The following is a 15,616-nucleotide window of genomic DNA, read 5'->3' as shown; positions in this document are numbered from 1 at the left end:
TTATCAACCCTCTATGTCTTTTTGTTTAAGTTGCTTCTCGAGATCGGCAATGCGATCCGCGAGCTTTGACAGGCGGCGAAGATGCGACGCATTGCGCAACCAGTCCTCGTGCGTATCGATCGGGAAAACGCTGGTATAGACACCGGGCTTGGCGATGCTCTTCATCAGCGTCGACCCACCCGAAATCGTCGTTCCCGATGCAATGTTCAGATGCCCGGAAATCATCCCGGCACCGCCGACGATGCAATGCTCGCCGAACACCGTGCTGCCGGCAACACCCACGCAGCCGGCCAGTACCGAGTTCCGCCCGATGACGCAGTTGTGTCCGAGATGGACCAGATTATCGAGCTTGCAGCCGTCATCGATCACCGTATCGTCGATGGCGCCGCGGTCGATGGTGGTATTGGCGCCGATCTCGACATCGTTGCCGATCCGCACGCGACCGATCTGGGGAATCTTCACCCAGTCCTGGCCGTCGGGAGCAAAGCCGAAGCCATCGGAGCCGATCACCGCACCGGAATGAACGATGCAGCGTGCGCCGACCTGGCAACCGTAATAGACAGTCACCCGGGGATGGAACACGGTTCCGTCGCCAATGCTCGCCCCGTCGCCGACGACACATCCCGCGCCGAGCACGACGTTCTCGCCCAAGGTCACGCCCTTGCCGATCACGACATTCGGACCCAGCGAGGCGCTCGGGGGAACGGGCGATTCGGCAAACGCCGAGGGATGGATGCCCGAAAAACCCGCCTGGCAGGGATTCAGCAGGGTCGCCACCCGCGCGTAGTAGGCGTAGGGATTGGCGGTCACGATGCGCGCACCGTCGAAATCGTCGACCGCATCGGCGCGCAGGATGACGGCCGACGCCCGGCAGGCGGCCAACTGGCTCCTGAACTTCGGATTGGCCAGGAAGGTGATATCGCCTGTCGCGGCATTACCGACCGAAGCGACCTGGCTGATGCGTGTTTGCGCATCTCCAAGCACATCGCCGCCCAAACGGGCGGCGATCTCGGCAAGCGTGAACGAAGCTCCGTTCACGCTCATTACTTGGCTTCCGACAGTGCCTTGATAACGCGCTCGGTAATGTCCAGACGCGGGCTGACCCAGACCACGTCCTGCAGGATCAGGTCGAACTTGTCGGCTTCGGCAATCTGCTTGATGGCCTTGTTGGCCTTTTCGATGACCGCAGCGTTTTCTTCGTTCTGGCGCAGGTTCAGGTCTTCGCGGAATTCACGCTGGCGACGCTGGAATTCGCGGGAAAGCTCGCCGAACTCCTTTTCCTTGGAACGACGCTCGCTCTCGGCCATGGTCACCGAATTCTTTTCCAGATTTTCCTGCAGGCCCTGCAGCTGCTTGGCCATGCGCTGCAAATCCTGATCGCGCTTGGCAAATTCACCTTCCAGCTTCTTGGCGGCCTTCTGGGCAGCCGGCGCGTCGCGGAAGATACGCTGCGTGTTCACATAACCCACTTTCAGTTCGGCGGCGTAGGCGCCCGTCACGAACAATGCGGACATCAGCGAGGCGAGGACAACGGATTTGACTTTCAACTTGATACTCCTGAATTAAAACGTAGTGCCCATCTGGAACTGGAAGACTTCGGTCTTGTCGGTATCCTTCTTGTTCAACGGCCTGCCGATACTGAACTTGAGCGGGCCAATCGGCGAAATCCAGGCCGCGGACAAACCGGTCGAATAGCGCAAATCGGCAAAGTCGACCTTCTCATCGCTGCCATATACCTGGCCGCCGTCAACAAACCATCCCATTCTGAACGACTTGTCCATGCCGGGCAAACTCCACAGCAACTCGGCATTGCCGACGACACGGCGATTGCCGCCGAGACGGTATTGCGTCGTCGTCGACGGATCGGTATAGATCGGGCCGAGGGAGGAGGCCTTGTAGCCGCGCACCGAGGTCACGCCGCCCGCATAGTAGTTCTTGAAGAAGGGCAGGCCGGAGGCGCCGTAGCCATTGGCCATGCCGTATTCGCCATTGACCATCAGGGTGAACTTCGAGTTGAGCGGCACGAAATGCTGGAGCTGGTAACTGGCACGGTAGTACGTCAGGTCGCCGCCCGGCAGCGCAACCTCGAGCGAGGCGCGCTGGAAGGTGCCCTTGGTCGGGAAGAAATAGCTGTCCTTGCCGTCGCTGGCCCAGCTCAGCGTGAGCGGTACTGACAGGTTGGTTTCGCCGAACTTGGTGACGTAATCCTTGTAGTACTGCGGCGTTTGCGTATAGGTCTTGATGCTGGTCGAGTCGAGACCGAGGCCGACACCGATCGATTCCTTCTCGCCGATCGGGAAACCGAAACGGATCGCCCCCCCCGTGGACGACGACGAATAATAGGCCAGCGTCGTCGAGGTTGTATTGAAGGTGCGGTGGTAAACGTCGAAGCCCTGGCTGACCCCATCCTGCGTGAAGTAAGGATTGGTGTAGGAGAAGACGTAAGTGCGGTAGGTCTTGGCCGAATTGACCTGGATCGCGACGTTGTTGCCGCTGCCCATGAAGTTGTTCTGGGCAATCGAGCCGGAGAGGATGACCTTGTCGGTGCTGGACGTACCCAGGCCCAGCATCAGGTTCCCGGTCGGCTTTTCGGTCACGTTGAGATTGACGTCGAGCTGGTCCGAGGTACCACTGACGGCAGGCGTTTCCACGGCCACTTCGGAGAAGAAACCCAGCTTGTCCACGCGCTGCTTGGATGCCGTCACCTTGTCCGCATCGTACCAACCGCCTTCCATCTGGCGTACTTCGCGGCGGATCACCTCGTCGCGCGTCTTGGTGTTGCCGGTCACATTGACGCGACGCACATAAACCCGCTTGCCCGGATCGACAAAAATCGTGAAGGCAACCTTGTTCTTTTCCTTGTCGATCTCCGGCGCCGCGTTGACGTTGGCAAAGGCATAGCCTTCCTTGCCCAGCCGGTCGCTGATGGCCTTGGTGGATTCGTTCAACTTTTCGCGCGAGAAGACGTCACCCGTCTTGATCTTGAGCAGCTTTTTCAGCTCATCCTCGGACAGCGAGAAATCGCCGGCGACCTTGACCGATGAAACCTGATAGCGCTCGCCTTCGACAATGTTCGCGGTGATGTAGACATCCTGCTTGTCGGGAGAGATCGACACCTGGGTCGATTCGACGGCGAACTCCAGGTAGCCCTGGTTCATGTAGAAGGACTTGAGCTTCTCGAGATCTGCCGAAAGCTTCTGCCGCGAATACTGGTCGTTCTTGGTGTACCACGTCAGCAAGCCCGGCGTGGTCAATTCGAACTGGCCAAGCAGTTCCTTCTCGCGGAAGGCCTTGGCGCCGATGATGTTGATCTGCTTGATCTTGGCCGCGGAACCTTCTTCGACATTGAAGTTGATGCCGACGCGGTTGCGTTCCAGCGGCGTAACGGTGGTCGTTATGTTTGCCGCGTACTTGCCGCGCGTCAGATACTGCCGCTTCAATTCCTGCTCGGCCTTCTCGAGCAATGCCCGGTCGAAGATCCGCCCTTCGGCGATACCGGTTTCCTTGAGGGCCTTGATAATGACATCCTTGTCGAATTCCTTCAGACCGACAAAGTTGATGGTCGCGACAGCCGGTCGTTCCTGGACGACGACGACCATGACATCCTTTTCGACCTCGACCCTGACGTCCTTGAAAAAACCGGTGGCGAACAAGGCCTTGATCGACTGCGCCGCCTTTTCGTCGCTCAGCGTCTCGCCGACCTTGACGGGCAGGTAGCCGAAGACGGTACCCGCTTCGGTGCGCTGGATGCCCTCAACCCGGATGTCCTTGACCGTAAAGGGTTCGAATGCCAGCACCGGCGAGGCAAATACGCTGGCAATCATGACGGACAACAGGGTTTTCTTCATTATTCAGCCGTTGAGCAGGCGAGAGATATCGTTAAAAAAGGCGAAAGCCATCAGGGCGAAGAGAATGGACATGCCAATCTGCTGGCCGATTTCCATTGCACGCTCGGAGAGCGGCCTGCGCCTGACGACTTCTAGCATATGATACAACAAATGCCCACCGTCCAGAACCGGGATGGGCAGCAGATTCAGGACGCCCAGGCTGATGCTCACCAGCGCCATGAACTTGAGATAGTAATCGAGTCCCAGGCGTGCCGATTGCCCCGCATAGTCGGCAATCGTGACCGGTCCCGAGAGGTTCTTCCAGGACACCTCCCCGGTGAGCATCTTGCCCATCATGACCAGACTGAATACCGACTTGTCCCAGGTCTCGATCAGCGCAAGGCGGCCCGACTCTAAGAAATCATGACGAACAAAAGTTCGCAGTTCGCGCCGGCTTCCCGCATCCGTCCTGACCGCGACACCGACCTTGCCGACCGTCCGCCCCTTTTCGGCTACCGGATCGGGAATCAGGTCAACGACGAGCAGTTCATCGCCCCGCAGCACTTCCAGCTGAACGGACCGGCCGGCCGACTCGCGGACGACGGCGACAAAGTCGAGCCACAAGGCGATTTCGCGACCGTCGATGCGCAACACCCGGTCCGCGGACTTAAGTCCGGCACGCGCGGCCGGCCCGCCGGGCACGACCTCGCCGAATACCGGCGGCGTATCCGGGCGATAAAAACGGACGCCCAGCCTCTCCAGCGCATCGCCCTCCCAGCCCTGCTCGGCCACGGCCCGCAAGTCGAGGCGACGGTATGAAATCTCATCCCTGGCGTTGATCACCTCGAGATCGACGCTCGGCTGATCGGCTGCCTTTTGCAGCAGCAGCCAGCGGAAATCGTTCCAGGTGGCGACCGGCTGCCCATCGACCCGGCGAACCTGCTCTCCGTTATGGATGGCCGCGATTGCCGCCGGCGAGCCGTCGGGGGGCGAGCCCAGGACGGGCAACAATTCGTCGCTGCCGTGCATGAACACAGCCCAATAGAGCAGGATGGCCAACGCAAAATTGGCGAGCGGCCCGGCCGCCACGATCAGGCTGCGCTTGCCCACGCCCTGGCGATTGAACGCCCGATGCACCTCGTCGGCGGGTACGCTGCCCACCCTTTCGTCGAGCATCTTGACATAGCCGCCCAACGGAAAAATGCTCACCGCCCATTCCGTGCGATCCTTGCCCAGGCGCTTCTGCCACAGGATACGCCCGAAGCCGACCGAGAAACGCAGCACCTTGACGCCGCACCATCGGGCCACGAGGTAATGACCCAACTCGTGGACAACGATCAGCACACCCAGGACAACCGCAAACGCGGCCAAATAGAACGGAACGTCGTTCACGCGAAGCTGCGTTCCCGGATCAGGCGCACGGCGAGGCGGCGCGCCTCGGCATCGGCAGCGATCACGTCGGCCAGGCTCCCTTCCGGACCAGCCGGCAGAGACTGCAGCACCTGATCGTTCAGGCGGGCAATACCGCGGAAGGACAGCTTCCCCGCCAAAAACTCCGCCACCGCCACCTCGTTGGCCGCGTTCAGAATAGCCGGCGCCGTACCGCCTGCGTGCAACGCATCGTACGCCAGCTGCAGACAACGGAAGCGCTCGAAATCCGGCGCCTCGAAATCGAGACGGGCGATCCGGAATAGATCCAGCGGCTCGACGCCGGCGGTGATTCGCTCAGGCCACGCCATGGCGTAGGCAATCGGCGTCCGCATGTCCGGATTGCCCAACTGCGCCAACACCGATCCGTCCTCATACTGGACGGCAGAGTGGATGACGCTTTGCGGGTGCACGACGACCTGGATCATCTCCGGCGGCGCATCGAAGAGCCAGCGCGCCTCGATGACCTCCAGCCCCTTGTTCATCATGGTCGCCGAATCGACCGAAATCTTCCGCCCCATGACCCAGTTCGGATGGGCGCAGGCCTGCTCGGGCGTGACATGCTCGAGGTCGGCCAGGGCCACCTTCCTGAAGGGCCCTCCGGAAGCCGTCAGCAGGATCTTCTGGACGCCGCACGCCTTCAAGCCACGGGAAAAATCCGCCGGCAAGGACTGGAAGATGGCGTTGTGCTCGCTATCGACCGGCAGCAGGCGGGCGCCATGCTCGCGCACCGCGTGCATGAACAGCTCGCCAGCCATGACCAGGACTTCCTTGTTGGCCAGCATGACCCGCTTGCCGGCCCTGGCTGCGGCCAGCGTCGGCTCAAGGCCGGCGGCGCCGACAATGGCCGCCATGACCGAATCGACCTCGGGCAGCGCAGACAACTCGACCAGCGACTCCACGCCGTGACGAACCTCAGTCGGCACCCCGGCGGCACGGCAGCGCTCCGCCAGTTGCGCGGCCAGCGAGGCATCGCGCAAAACGGCAAAACGCGGGTGGAACTCGAGGCATTGCTCGAACAGCTTGTCGACCTGGCTATGCGCGCACAGGGCAAACGCCCGGTAGCGATCGGGATGCCGGCGTATGACGTCGAGCGTGCTGACACCGATCGATCCCGTCGAACCGAGGACGGTGATGTTCCGGACTGTCATGCCGAACGCTGGACCAGCAGCAGGAAGAGCGCGACGACCGGCAGCGTGGAGGTCAGGCTGTCGATACGATCCAGCACCCCGCCATGCCCCGGCAGGATATTGCTGCTGTCCTTGATGCCCGCCTTGCGCTTGAGCAGCGACTCGAACAGGTCACCGACGATGCTGACACCGGTAACGACAAAAAGGACGACCACCCAGAGCGGCAGCGACAGCAGCTGAATGTCGAAAACCTGCCGAATCACCAGGCCATAGACGACTACGCCGACGCCGGCACCGATGGCGCCCTCCCAGGTCTTTCCCGGGCTGATCGTGGGCGCCAGCTTGTGCTTGCCGAAGGCCCGCCCCGAAAAATAGGCGGCGATATCGGCCATCCAGACCACGGCAAAGATGCCGAGCAGGGCCGCGGCACCCAGCGCCCGCAATTGAACCATGGCCAGCCAGGTCGGAATCAGGACGACGGCGCCGACCAACAATCCGCTAGCACCGCCGATGGCCCACTTGCTCCTCAGCCAGAAGGGCATGAGGATGAGCCAGAAGGCCGCGGACAGTCCGTAGGCCGCGGCCGCCCAGGTCGATCCCAGGCGGAATTCCAGAGTGGCCGGATCGAGCAGGGAAAGCCCGGCGCAGAGCGCCCCGACCAGCACGCCGAGGGCGACCCGGGATTGGGACTTCCAGCCCAGCAATGCGCCCCACTCCCAGGCGGCAATACCAATGAAGACCGCCACCAGCAGAGCCCAGGCCGATTGCGACAGCCAGAACATGCTGGGCAACAGGAGCGACACCAAGACCAGCGCGGTGATGACGCGCGTCTTAAGCATTCGGCTTCACCAGTTGCTCGCTGGTCCTGCCAAAACGGCGTTCGCGCTGCTGGAAGGAAGCGATGGCCTTGGCGAATTCCTCGGTGTCGAAATCCGGCCACAACGTGGGGGTGAAATACAATTCGGTATAGGCCAGCTGCCAGAGCAGGAAGTTGCTGATCCGCTCCTCGCCGCCGGTCCTGATGAACAGATCGGGCTCGGGTGCGAAGTTCATCGACAGATAGGGGTCGAGGTCGGCTTCCTGCCAGCCTTCGCGCTGCTCGGGCCGGGCCGCCAGCATGCGGTTGACTGCCTGCATGATGTCCCAGCGGCCGCCGTAATTGGCGGCGATGGTCAGATCAAGGCGGGTATTGCCGGCCGTTTGCTCTTCGGCCTTGCGGATCAAACCCTGCAGGCGCGGCTCGAAGCGGGAAAGATCGCCGATCACGCGCAAACGGACGCCATTGCGGTCGAGCTTTTCGACTTCCTGCTCGAGCGCCTTGACGAAGAGCTGCATGAGCAGCGTCACTTCATCCTGCGGGCGCCGCCAGTTCTCGGAGGAAAAGGCGAACAGGGTCAAATACTGGATGCCCTGCTCGAGACAGGCGCGCACCATCTCGCGGACCAGCTCGACGCCCTTGACGTGCCCCGCCACGCGCGGCAGAAAGCGTTTTTTCGCCCAGCGGCCGTTGCCGTCCATGATGACGGCGACGTGCCGAGGCATCGCAGCCTCCTGCGGGACGTCTCGCGTCGAACTCGAAAAAAGGGCCATGCAGCCGGCTGTCTGGGCTGAAACCGCTTAAACCTGCATCAGCTCGGCCTCTTTCGTGGCGAGCATCTTGTCGACTTCGACGATGAACTTGTCGGTCAGCTTCTGGATATCGTCCTGCGCCTTGCGCTCGTCGTCTTCCGGAATCTCGCCCTTCTTCAGCGCATCCTTGAGATGGGTGTTGGCATCGCGGCGCAGGTTGCGGATGGCCACCTTGGCGCCCTCGCCTTCGTTCTTGACGACCTTGATCATTTCCTTGCGCCGCTCTTCGGTCAGCGCCGGCATCGGCACGCGGATCAGTTCGCCCTGCGAGGCCGGGTTCAGGCCGAGGTCGGAATCGCGAATGGCCTTCTCGACCTTTTGCAGCATGTTCTTTTCCCACGGCTGGACGCCGATGGTACGGGCATCGACCAGGGTAATGTTGGCGACCTGGTTAACCGGCACCATGGAACCGTAGTAGTCGACCTGGACGTGGTCGAGCAGGCCGGTATGGGCACGGCCGGTACGCACCTTCAGGAGGTCGTTCTTCAACGCCTCCAGGGTTCTCTGCATCTTGTGCTCTGCGTTTTTCTTGGTATCTGCAATCATCTGTCTCTCCTCAGCAATAGACCAGCGTACCCTCGTCCTCTCCGCAGACCACGCGCTTCAGCGCGCCGGCCTTGAAGATCGAGAACACGTTGATCGGCAATTTCTGATCGCGGCACAGCGCAAAGGCAGTCGCGTCCATGACCGCGAGATTCCTGGAGATCGCTTCGTTGAAGCTGATCTTGTCGTAGCGCGTCGCCAAAGGATCCTTCTTGGGATCTGCCGTGTAGATGCCGTCGACCTTGGTCGCCTTGAGCACGATTTCCGCGCCGATTTCCGAACCGCGCAGCGCTGCGGCGGTATCGGTGGTGAAGAAGGGGTTGCCGGTACCGGCACCGAAGATCACGATCTTGCCTTCTTCCAGATAGCGGATGGCCTTGCCGCGGATGTACGGCTCGATCACCTGCTCGATATTCAGGGCCGACTGCACACGGGCATTCAGGCCGCATTGACGCATTGCGTCGGACAGCGCCATGGCGTTCATCACCGTGGCCAGCATGCCCATGTAATCCGCCGTGGCGCGATCCATTCCGGTGGCCGTGCCGGCCATCCCGCGGAAGATGTTGCCACCGCCGATCACGACGCCGATTTCCACGCCCATGTCGGCGACCGCCTTGATCTCTCCGCAAATCCCCGCAATCACTTGCGGGTTGATGCCGTAGGCGTCGTTGCCCATCAGGGCCTCGCCGGAGAGTTTCAGGAGGATGCGCTTGTATTTGGGTGTGGTCATCGGCGTTCCTTTCAATTACTTCTTGGCAGCGGCGGCGGCAGCTTGAGCGGCAACTTCGGCAGCGAAGTCGTCGACCTTCTTCTCGATACCTTCGCCAACCATGTACAGCGTGAAGCCGGCGACGGATGCGCCCTTGGCCTTCAGCAACTGCTCGATGGTCTGCTTGCCGTCTTCGGCCTTGACGAAGACTTGCGCCAACAGGGTGACGTCCTTCAGGTACTTCTGGACGGTGCCTTCGGCGATCTTCTCCAGCATGGCTTCCGGCTTGTTGTCGGCCCGTGCCTTCTCGATGGCGACGCGACGCTCGGTATCGAGCAGTTCGGCGGAAACGCCCGAGGCATCCAGCGCCTTCGGCTTGGAAGCGGCGATGTGCATGGCCAGGTCCTTGCCCAGCTGCTCGTCGCCACCGATCACGTCGACCACGACGCCAACCTTGGCACCGCCGTGGATGTACGGAACCAGCTTGCCCTTGGCTTCGAAGCGGGTAAAGCGACGGATGGACATGTTCTCGCCGATCTTGCCGACCAGGGCGGAACGGGTCGATTCGACAGTACCCTCGCCCATCGGCAGCGCGGACAGCGCGGCGACGTCGGCCGGATTCTGGTTGGCAACCAGGGCGGCGGAGCCATTGGCCAGCGCGATGAATTCGTCGTTCTTGGCGACGAAGTCGGTTTCGGAGTTCACTTCGATGATCGCGCCGGTCTTGCCGTCGGCGGAGATGCTGACTGCGACGATACCTTCGGCAGCGATACGGGCCGCGGCCTTGGAGGCCTTGTTACCCAGCTTGACGCGAAGAATCTCTTCAGCCTTGGCCATGTCGCCGTCGGCTTCGGTCAGCGCCTTCTTGCATTCCATCATCGGTGCGTCGGTCTTGCCGCGCAGCTCTGCAACCATACCTGCGGTAATTGCCGCCATATTTCTTTCTCCTGAGCTTATAAAACTGGCGGAGCTTGAAGCTCCGCCGTTACATCTTTATTTATTCAGCCGCTTCTTCGACTTCGACGAATTCGTCGTCGCCGCCGGCCGCCACGATGTCGGCAACCACCTGGCTGCGACCTTCGAGGATGGAATCGGCCACGCCGCGGGCGTAGAGCTGGATGGCGCGGGAAGAGTCGTCGTTACCCGGGATGACGTAGGAAACGCCTTCCGGAGAGTGGTTGGTGTCGACCACGCCGATGACCGGGATGCCCAGCTTTTCGGCTTCGGTGATGGCAATCTTGTGGTAGCCGACGTCGACGACAAAGATGGCGTCCGGCAGGCCGGCCATGTCCTTGATGCCGCCGATGGACTTCTGCAGCTTTTCCAGTTCGCGACGGAAGGTCAGCGCTTCCTTCTTCGGCATGCGCTCGAGTTCGCCGGCCTCGACGGCCAGTTCCATGTCCTTCAGACGCTTGATGGAGGTCTTGACGGTCTTGAAGTTGGTCAGCATGCCGCCCAGCCAGCGCTGGTCAACGTACGGGGCGCCGGCGCGCAGCGCTTCTTCACCGATGATTTCGCGGGCTTGACGCTTGGTGCCAACGAACAGGATGGTGCCGCGGTTGGAGGCCAGCTTCTTCACGAAAGCCATGGCTTCGTTGTACTTAACCAGGGTCTTTTCGAGGTTGACGATGTGAATCTTGTTGCGGGCGCCGAAGATGTACGGGGCCATCTTGGGGGACCAGAAACGGGTCTGGTGGCCGAAGTGGACACCGGCTTCCAGCATTTCGCGCATGGTAACGGACATAGCAATTTCCTTTTAAGGGTTGAACCGCCACCCGCCGGAAACGCCCGTCATTATTGAGTTTTGACGGACACCCTTAATCGGCGGATGTGTGGATTTTGGTTGCCTGCACCATGCAGACAACCGTTTCTCTCAGTCGAAACGACCGAGAAAAACCTGCGGATTATAGCAGCAGAACAGCGAAGCCAAAAGCCTCAATAACCATTTTGCTTCAAGGCCAGCAACTGCAGCATGCGCTCCAGATAGGGCTGCCAGTCGGGCATCTGCAGCCCGAAGTCGCTTTCCAGGCGGCGACAGTCGAGCCGGGAATTCATCGGGCGACGGGCCGGTGTCGGATAGTCGACGGAGGGAATGGCCGCGATCGCCTCCGGCCTCAAGCGCAGGTCGAAGCCCGGCGCCTGGCCGGCCAGGCCGACGATGGTCCTGGCAAAGCCGCACCAGCTGACCGGCCGGGCCGCCGCCAGGTGGTACAGGCGACTCTCGCCCGGCTCGAGTGCCGCCCCGTGGCGCAGCATGGCCAGGCCGACGCCGGTGACCGTGGCGATCATCGCGGCGGGCGTCGGCGAACCGACCTGATCGTCGACCACGTTCAGGCTATCTTTTTCGCGCGCCAGGCGCAGGATGGTTTTGACGAAATTGTTGCCGCGCGCGCCGAACACCCAGCTGGTACGAAAAATCACCGACTTTCCACCCGCCGCGCGAACGGCCTCCTCGCCCTCCAGCTTGGTACGCCCATAGACACCGAGCGGGCCGGTCGGGTCGCCCTCGACATAAGGCCCTTCCTTCCCGCCATCGAAAACGTAGTCCGTCGAATAATGGATCAGCAAAGCCCCCGAGCGCGCCGCCTCCGCGGCCAGCACCTCCGGCGCCACGGCATTGATCCGGTGCGCCAGCACGGGCTCCGACTCGGCCTGGTCGACCGCCGTATACGCACCCGCATTGACGATGATGGCGGGGCGCACGTCGCGAACGATGGAACGAATACGATCCGGATCGGCCAAATCACACTGCGCACGCCCGCAAGCGACAACCTCGCCGTGCGGCGCCAGGGAACGCTGCAACTGCCAGCCGACCTGGCCATCCTTACCGAGCAGAAGAATCCTCACCATCACCCCGACGAGCCGAAAACCCGCACAGTATGCCATCTCCACGGGCTCGCGCTTTGCGAAACCAGCCCCATCATTTATCCTTCTTTATCCCTAACGCACCGAAAAAAGCTATGAGCATCACCATCAAGACCCCGGAAGAAATCGAAAAAATGCGCGTTGCCGGGCGTCTCGCCGGAGAGGTCCTCGATTACATCGAACCCTTCGTCAAGGCCGGCATCACCACCGACGAACTCGACAAGCTCTGTCACGACTACATGGTCGATGTCCAGGGCTGCATCCCCGCCCCGCTCAACTACGCCCCGTCGGGCTACGACCCCTACCCGAAGTCGATCTGCACCTCGGTCAACCAGCAGGTTTGCCACGGCGTCCCCGGCGAGCGCATCCTGAAGAACGGCGACATCATCAACCTCGACATCACGACGATCAAGGACGGTTACCACGGCGACACCAGCCGCATGTTCGTGGTCGGCGAAGGTTCGATCCAGGCCAACCGGCTGTGCGAGATCACCTTCGAGTGCATGTGGCTGGGCATTTCGGTGGTCAAGGCCGGCGCCTACCTCGGCGATATCGGCGCGATCATCCAGAAGCATGCCGAGAAGAACGGCTACTCCATCGTCCGCGAATTCTGCGGGCACGGCATCGGCAAGAAATTCCACGAAGACCCGCAAGTCCTGCACTACGGCAAGGCGGGGACCGGGCCGCGCCTGGAGCCGGGCATGATCTTCACCATCGAACCGATGGTCAATGCCGGCAAGGCGGCCATCCGCGAAATGGCCGACGGCTGGACCATCGTCACCAAGGACCGCAGCCTGTCGGCGCAGTGGGAACACACCATCCTGGTCACCGAGACCGGGTACGAGGTGCTGACGCTGTCGGCCGCTTGCCGCGCCAAGCCCGGCTGGATCGCCTGATGAGCTGCGACGTCGCGACCCTGCGCGCGGAAGTCAAGGCCAACCAGCAGCAGCTTCAGCAAGCTTACGAACTCACCCACGACGCACGCGCCCTGCTTCGCGACCGCTGCGCCCAGGTCGACGCCGTCCTCGAGAAGCTCTGGCACTCCTTCGACTTCCCCGCCTCGATGACCCTGGCTGCCGTCGGCGGCTACGGCCGGGGAGAGCTTTTCCCCGCCTCCGACATCGACTTGCTGATCCTCCTGCCCCAGGAAGTCAGCAAGGCCACCCAGGAAAAACTCGAACGACTGGTCGGACACTTCTGGGATATCGGGCTGGAAATCGGCCACAGCGTGCGCACCATCCAGGAATGCCTGGATGAAGCGGCGCGCGACATCACGGTCCAGACGGCCTTGCTCGAAGCCCGCCTGCTGACCGGCAACGCGAAGCTGTTCGCGACCTTCGAGAAGCGGCTGCGCGGCAACCTCGATCCGCTGGTGTTCTACGAAGCCAAGCGCCTCGAGCAGCAGGAGCGCTACCTGCGCTTCAACGAAACGCCGTACAGCCTGGAACCGAACTGCAAGGAATCCCCCGGCGGCCTGCGCGACATGCAGGTCATCTTCTGGATGGCGAAAGCGGCCGGACTTGGCTCCAGTTGGGCCGAGCTGCATCAAAACGGCGTCATCAGCGAAGAAGGCATGCGCCTGACCGAAGCCTGCGAAGACTACCTGCGGCATCTGCGCATTCGCCTGCATTTCATGCTCGGCCGTCGCGACGACCGCCTGCTGTTCGACTACCAGAACAACCTGGCCGAGAAATTCGGCTTTGTCACGAACGAAGCCAAGCGCGCATCGGAACAGCTGATGCAGGTGTATTACCGGCACGCCAAATCGGTCACCGTGCTCAATACGCTGATCGTGCAGAACATCGGCGCCGCGCTGACGCCGGAAATCGACCTCGTACCGCAGCCGCTCGACGACAATTTCCAGATGGTGGGGAATCTGCTCGACATCCGCGACGACAAGCTCTTCGAGCGCACCCCGTCGGCCATCCTGGACTGCTTTCTGGCCATGCAGGAGTGCCATGAACTGTCCGGCATGACGACGCGCACGCTCAGGGCCCTGTGGCGGTCGCGCGACCTGATCACGCCGGAGTTCCGCGCCGATCCGGAAAACCGGGCCAACTTCCTGAAGCTGCTGACCAGCGAACGCGGCATCGTGCACGAGTTCCGGCGCATGAACCAGCTCGACATCCTGGGCCACTACCTGCCGAACTTCGGCCGCATCGTCGGCCAGATGCAGCATGACCTTTTCCACGTCTACACCGTGGATCAGCACATCCTGCAGGTGATGCGCAACATCCGCCGGTTCACGATGAGCGAGTTCGCGCATGAATACCCGATGTGCTCCCGCATCGTCAGCGAGCTGGAACGCCCCTGGCTGCTCTACGTCGCCGCCCTCTTCCACGACATCGCCAAGGGACGCGGCGGAGACCATTCCGAACTGGGCACCGTCGACGCCCGCGAATTCTGCGTCGATCACGGCCTCAGCGAGGAAGATACCGAGCTGGTCGTCTGGCTGGTCAAGAACCACCTGGTCATGTCGCAGGTCGCCCAGAAGGAAGACCTCACCGACCCCGACGTGATCGCCCGTTTCGTCAAGCTGGTCGGCGACATGCGCCACCTGCAGGCGCTCTACCTGCTGACCCACGCCGACATCCGCGGCACCAGCCCGAAAGTCTGGAACCACTGGAAAGGCAAGCTGCTCGCCGATCTCTACTACCAGGCCCAACACCACATCACGCAGGGCAAGACCCCGGAAGCGCACGGCGTCATCGCCGACCGTCAGGCCGAAGCGATGCGCCTGCTGCGCTTCTTCGCGCTATCCGACACGGTGCATGAGCGTTTGTGGAAACAGCTCGATACCGTCTATTTCCTGCGCCATTCCGCCGAGGAAATCGCCTGGCACACCCGTTCGCTGCACTACCGGATCTTCAACAACCAGCCGGTCGTCCGCGCCCGCCCCTACCAGGAAGGCCAGGGCCTGCAGGTCATGGTCTACACGCAGGACCAGCCCGACCTGTTCGCCCGCATCGTCGGCTTTTTCGCCCGCGCCGGCTACAGCATCGTCGATGCCAAGATCCATACGACGGCACACGGCTACGCGCTGGACAGCTTCGTCGTGCTCGATGTCGAGAACCGGGAAAACGAACGCGAAATGGTTCCCTTCATCGAACACGAACTGGAGCAGCGCCTGCTGCACCAGTCCCCGCCCGACATTCCGTCCACCGGCCGCCTCTCGCGCCAGGTCAAGCACTTCCCGATCAAGCCGGACGTCAGCATCCGCAGCGACGAGAAGGGAACGCACTTCATCCTGTCGCTGATCGCCGCCGACCGCCCCGGCCTGCTTTACACGGTAGCCAACACCCTGGCCGAGCATGGTGCCAACCTGCAGACGGCCAAGATCACGACGCTCGGCGAACGCGCCGAGGACGTCTTCCTGATCAGCGGCGGCGACCTGCGGGACACCAACAACCGGATACGCCTGGAAACCGAGCTGATGGAGCGGCTGAAGATCAGTTAGTCATTAGTCGCTGGCAGTTAGTCGCCAG

Annotated in this window: 14 protein-coding genes; 2 read left to right on the top strand and 12 right to left on the bottom strand. The window is 61.9% G+C overall.

Translation table 11 applies throughout. The features are described from left to right. Window positions 1–3 precede the first annotated feature (3 nt). The 12 genes from lpxD to rfbD form a co-directional block, all read right to left on the bottom strand. The gene (lpxD, locus tag Q0P59_RS08465) at window positions 4–1,044 is read right to left on the bottom strand and encodes a UDP-3-O-(3-hydroxymyristoyl)glucosamine N-acyltransferase (RefSeq protein WP_295005556.1); all 1,041 of its coding nucleotides are present in this window, start codon (window positions 1,042–1,044) and stop codon (window positions 4–6) included. Further along, window positions 1,044–1,553, bottom strand: coding sequence for an OmpH family outer membrane protein (locus Q0P59_RS08460; RefSeq protein ID WP_295005651.1), 510 nt, complete (start codon window positions 1,551–1,553; stop codon window positions 1,044–1,046). The genes lpxD and Q0P59_RS08460 overlap by 1 nt, the downstream gene beginning before the upstream one ends. Window positions 1,554–1,562: 9 nt before the next feature. Next, the gene (gene bamA / locus Q0P59_RS08455) at window positions 1,563–3,848 is read right to left on the bottom strand and encodes an outer membrane protein assembly factor BamA (protein WP_295005554.1); all 2,286 of its coding nucleotides are present in this window, start codon (window positions 3,846–3,848) and stop codon (window positions 1,563–1,565) included. Between the two features lie 3 nt (window positions 3,849–3,851). Then, a complete protein-coding gene (gene rseP, locus Q0P59_RS08450; protein ID WP_295005552.1) occupies window positions 3,852–5,219 on the bottom strand; it encodes an RIP metalloprotease RseP in 1,368 nt (455 codons plus the stop codon). After that, the gene (gene ispC, locus Q0P59_RS08445) at window positions 5,216–6,406 is read right to left on the bottom strand and encodes a 1-deoxy-D-xylulose-5-phosphate reductoisomerase (RefSeq protein WP_295005550.1); all 1,191 of its coding nucleotides are present in this window, start codon (window positions 6,404–6,406) and stop codon (window positions 5,216–5,218) included. The genes rseP and ispC overlap by 4 nt, the downstream gene beginning before the upstream one ends. Further along, window positions 6,403–7,224, bottom strand: coding sequence for a phosphatidate cytidylyltransferase (locus Q0P59_RS08440; protein ID WP_295005548.1), 822 nt, complete (start codon window positions 7,222–7,224; stop codon window positions 6,403–6,405). Before Q0P59_RS08440 ends, ispC begins: the two co-directional genes overlap by 4 nt. Continuing rightward, on the bottom strand, window positions 7,217–7,975 hold the full coding sequence (gene uppS / locus Q0P59_RS08435; RefSeq protein WP_295005546.1) for a polyprenyl diphosphate synthase: 759 nt from the start codon (window positions 7,973–7,975) through the stop codon (window positions 7,217–7,219). Before uppS ends, Q0P59_RS08440 begins: the two co-directional genes overlap by 8 nt. 27 nt (window positions 7,976–8,002) lie before the next feature. Further along, window positions 8,003–8,560, bottom strand: coding sequence for a ribosome recycling factor (gene frr, locus Q0P59_RS08430; protein ID WP_295005544.1), 558 nt, complete (start codon window positions 8,558–8,560; stop codon window positions 8,003–8,005). A 10-nt stretch (window positions 8,561–8,570) separates the two neighbouring features. After that, entirely contained in the window at window positions 8,571–9,287 is a 717-nt protein-coding gene (gene pyrH, locus Q0P59_RS08425; protein WP_295005542.1) for a UMP kinase, read from the bottom strand. A gap of 15 nt (window positions 9,288–9,302) precedes the next feature. Next, complete coding sequence (gene tsf / locus Q0P59_RS08420; RefSeq protein WP_295005540.1) at window positions 9,303–10,202, bottom strand: translation elongation factor Ts; 900 nt, start codon at window positions 10,200–10,202, stop codon at window positions 9,303–9,305. Between the two features lie 61 nt (window positions 10,203–10,263). Next, window positions 10,264–11,010: a 30S ribosomal protein S2 gene (rpsB, locus tag Q0P59_RS08415; RefSeq protein ID WP_295005538.1), complete on the bottom strand. Its 747-nt coding sequence runs from the start codon at window positions 11,008–11,010 to the stop codon at window positions 10,264–10,266. A 191-nt stretch (window positions 11,011–11,201) separates the two neighbouring features. After that, window positions 11,202–12,113 carry a dTDP-4-dehydrorhamnose reductase gene (rfbD, locus tag Q0P59_RS08410; RefSeq protein WP_295005649.1) on the bottom strand — a complete coding sequence of 304 codons (912 nt, stop codon included), beginning with the start codon at window positions 12,111–12,113 and terminating at the stop codon, window positions 11,202–11,204. A 113-nt stretch (window positions 12,114–12,226) separates the two neighbouring features. On the opposite strand from rfbD, the gene map reads away from it, so the two are divergent. Further along, window positions 12,227–13,027 carry a type I methionyl aminopeptidase gene (gene map, locus Q0P59_RS08405; RefSeq protein ID WP_295005536.1) on the top strand — a complete coding sequence of 267 codons (801 nt, stop codon included), beginning with the start codon at window positions 12,227–12,229 and terminating at the stop codon, window positions 13,025–13,027. Continuing rightward, window positions 13,027–15,588 (top strand): [protein-PII] uridylyltransferase, encoded by a 2,562-nt coding sequence (locus tag Q0P59_RS08400; protein ID WP_295005534.1) that lies wholly within the window; start codon window positions 13,027–13,029, stop codon window positions 15,586–15,588. The genes map and Q0P59_RS08400 overlap by 1 nt, the downstream gene beginning before the upstream one ends. Window positions 15,589–15,616 lie beyond the last annotated feature (28 nt).

It is taken from the genome of uncultured Dechloromonas sp., assembly GCF_945957265.1.
GTDB lineage: Bacteria > Pseudomonadota > Gammaproteobacteria > Burkholderiales > Rhodocyclaceae > Azonexus.
Note: the sequence above shows the minus strand (reverse complement) of the source record. Positions and strands in the feature narration are given on the sequence as shown.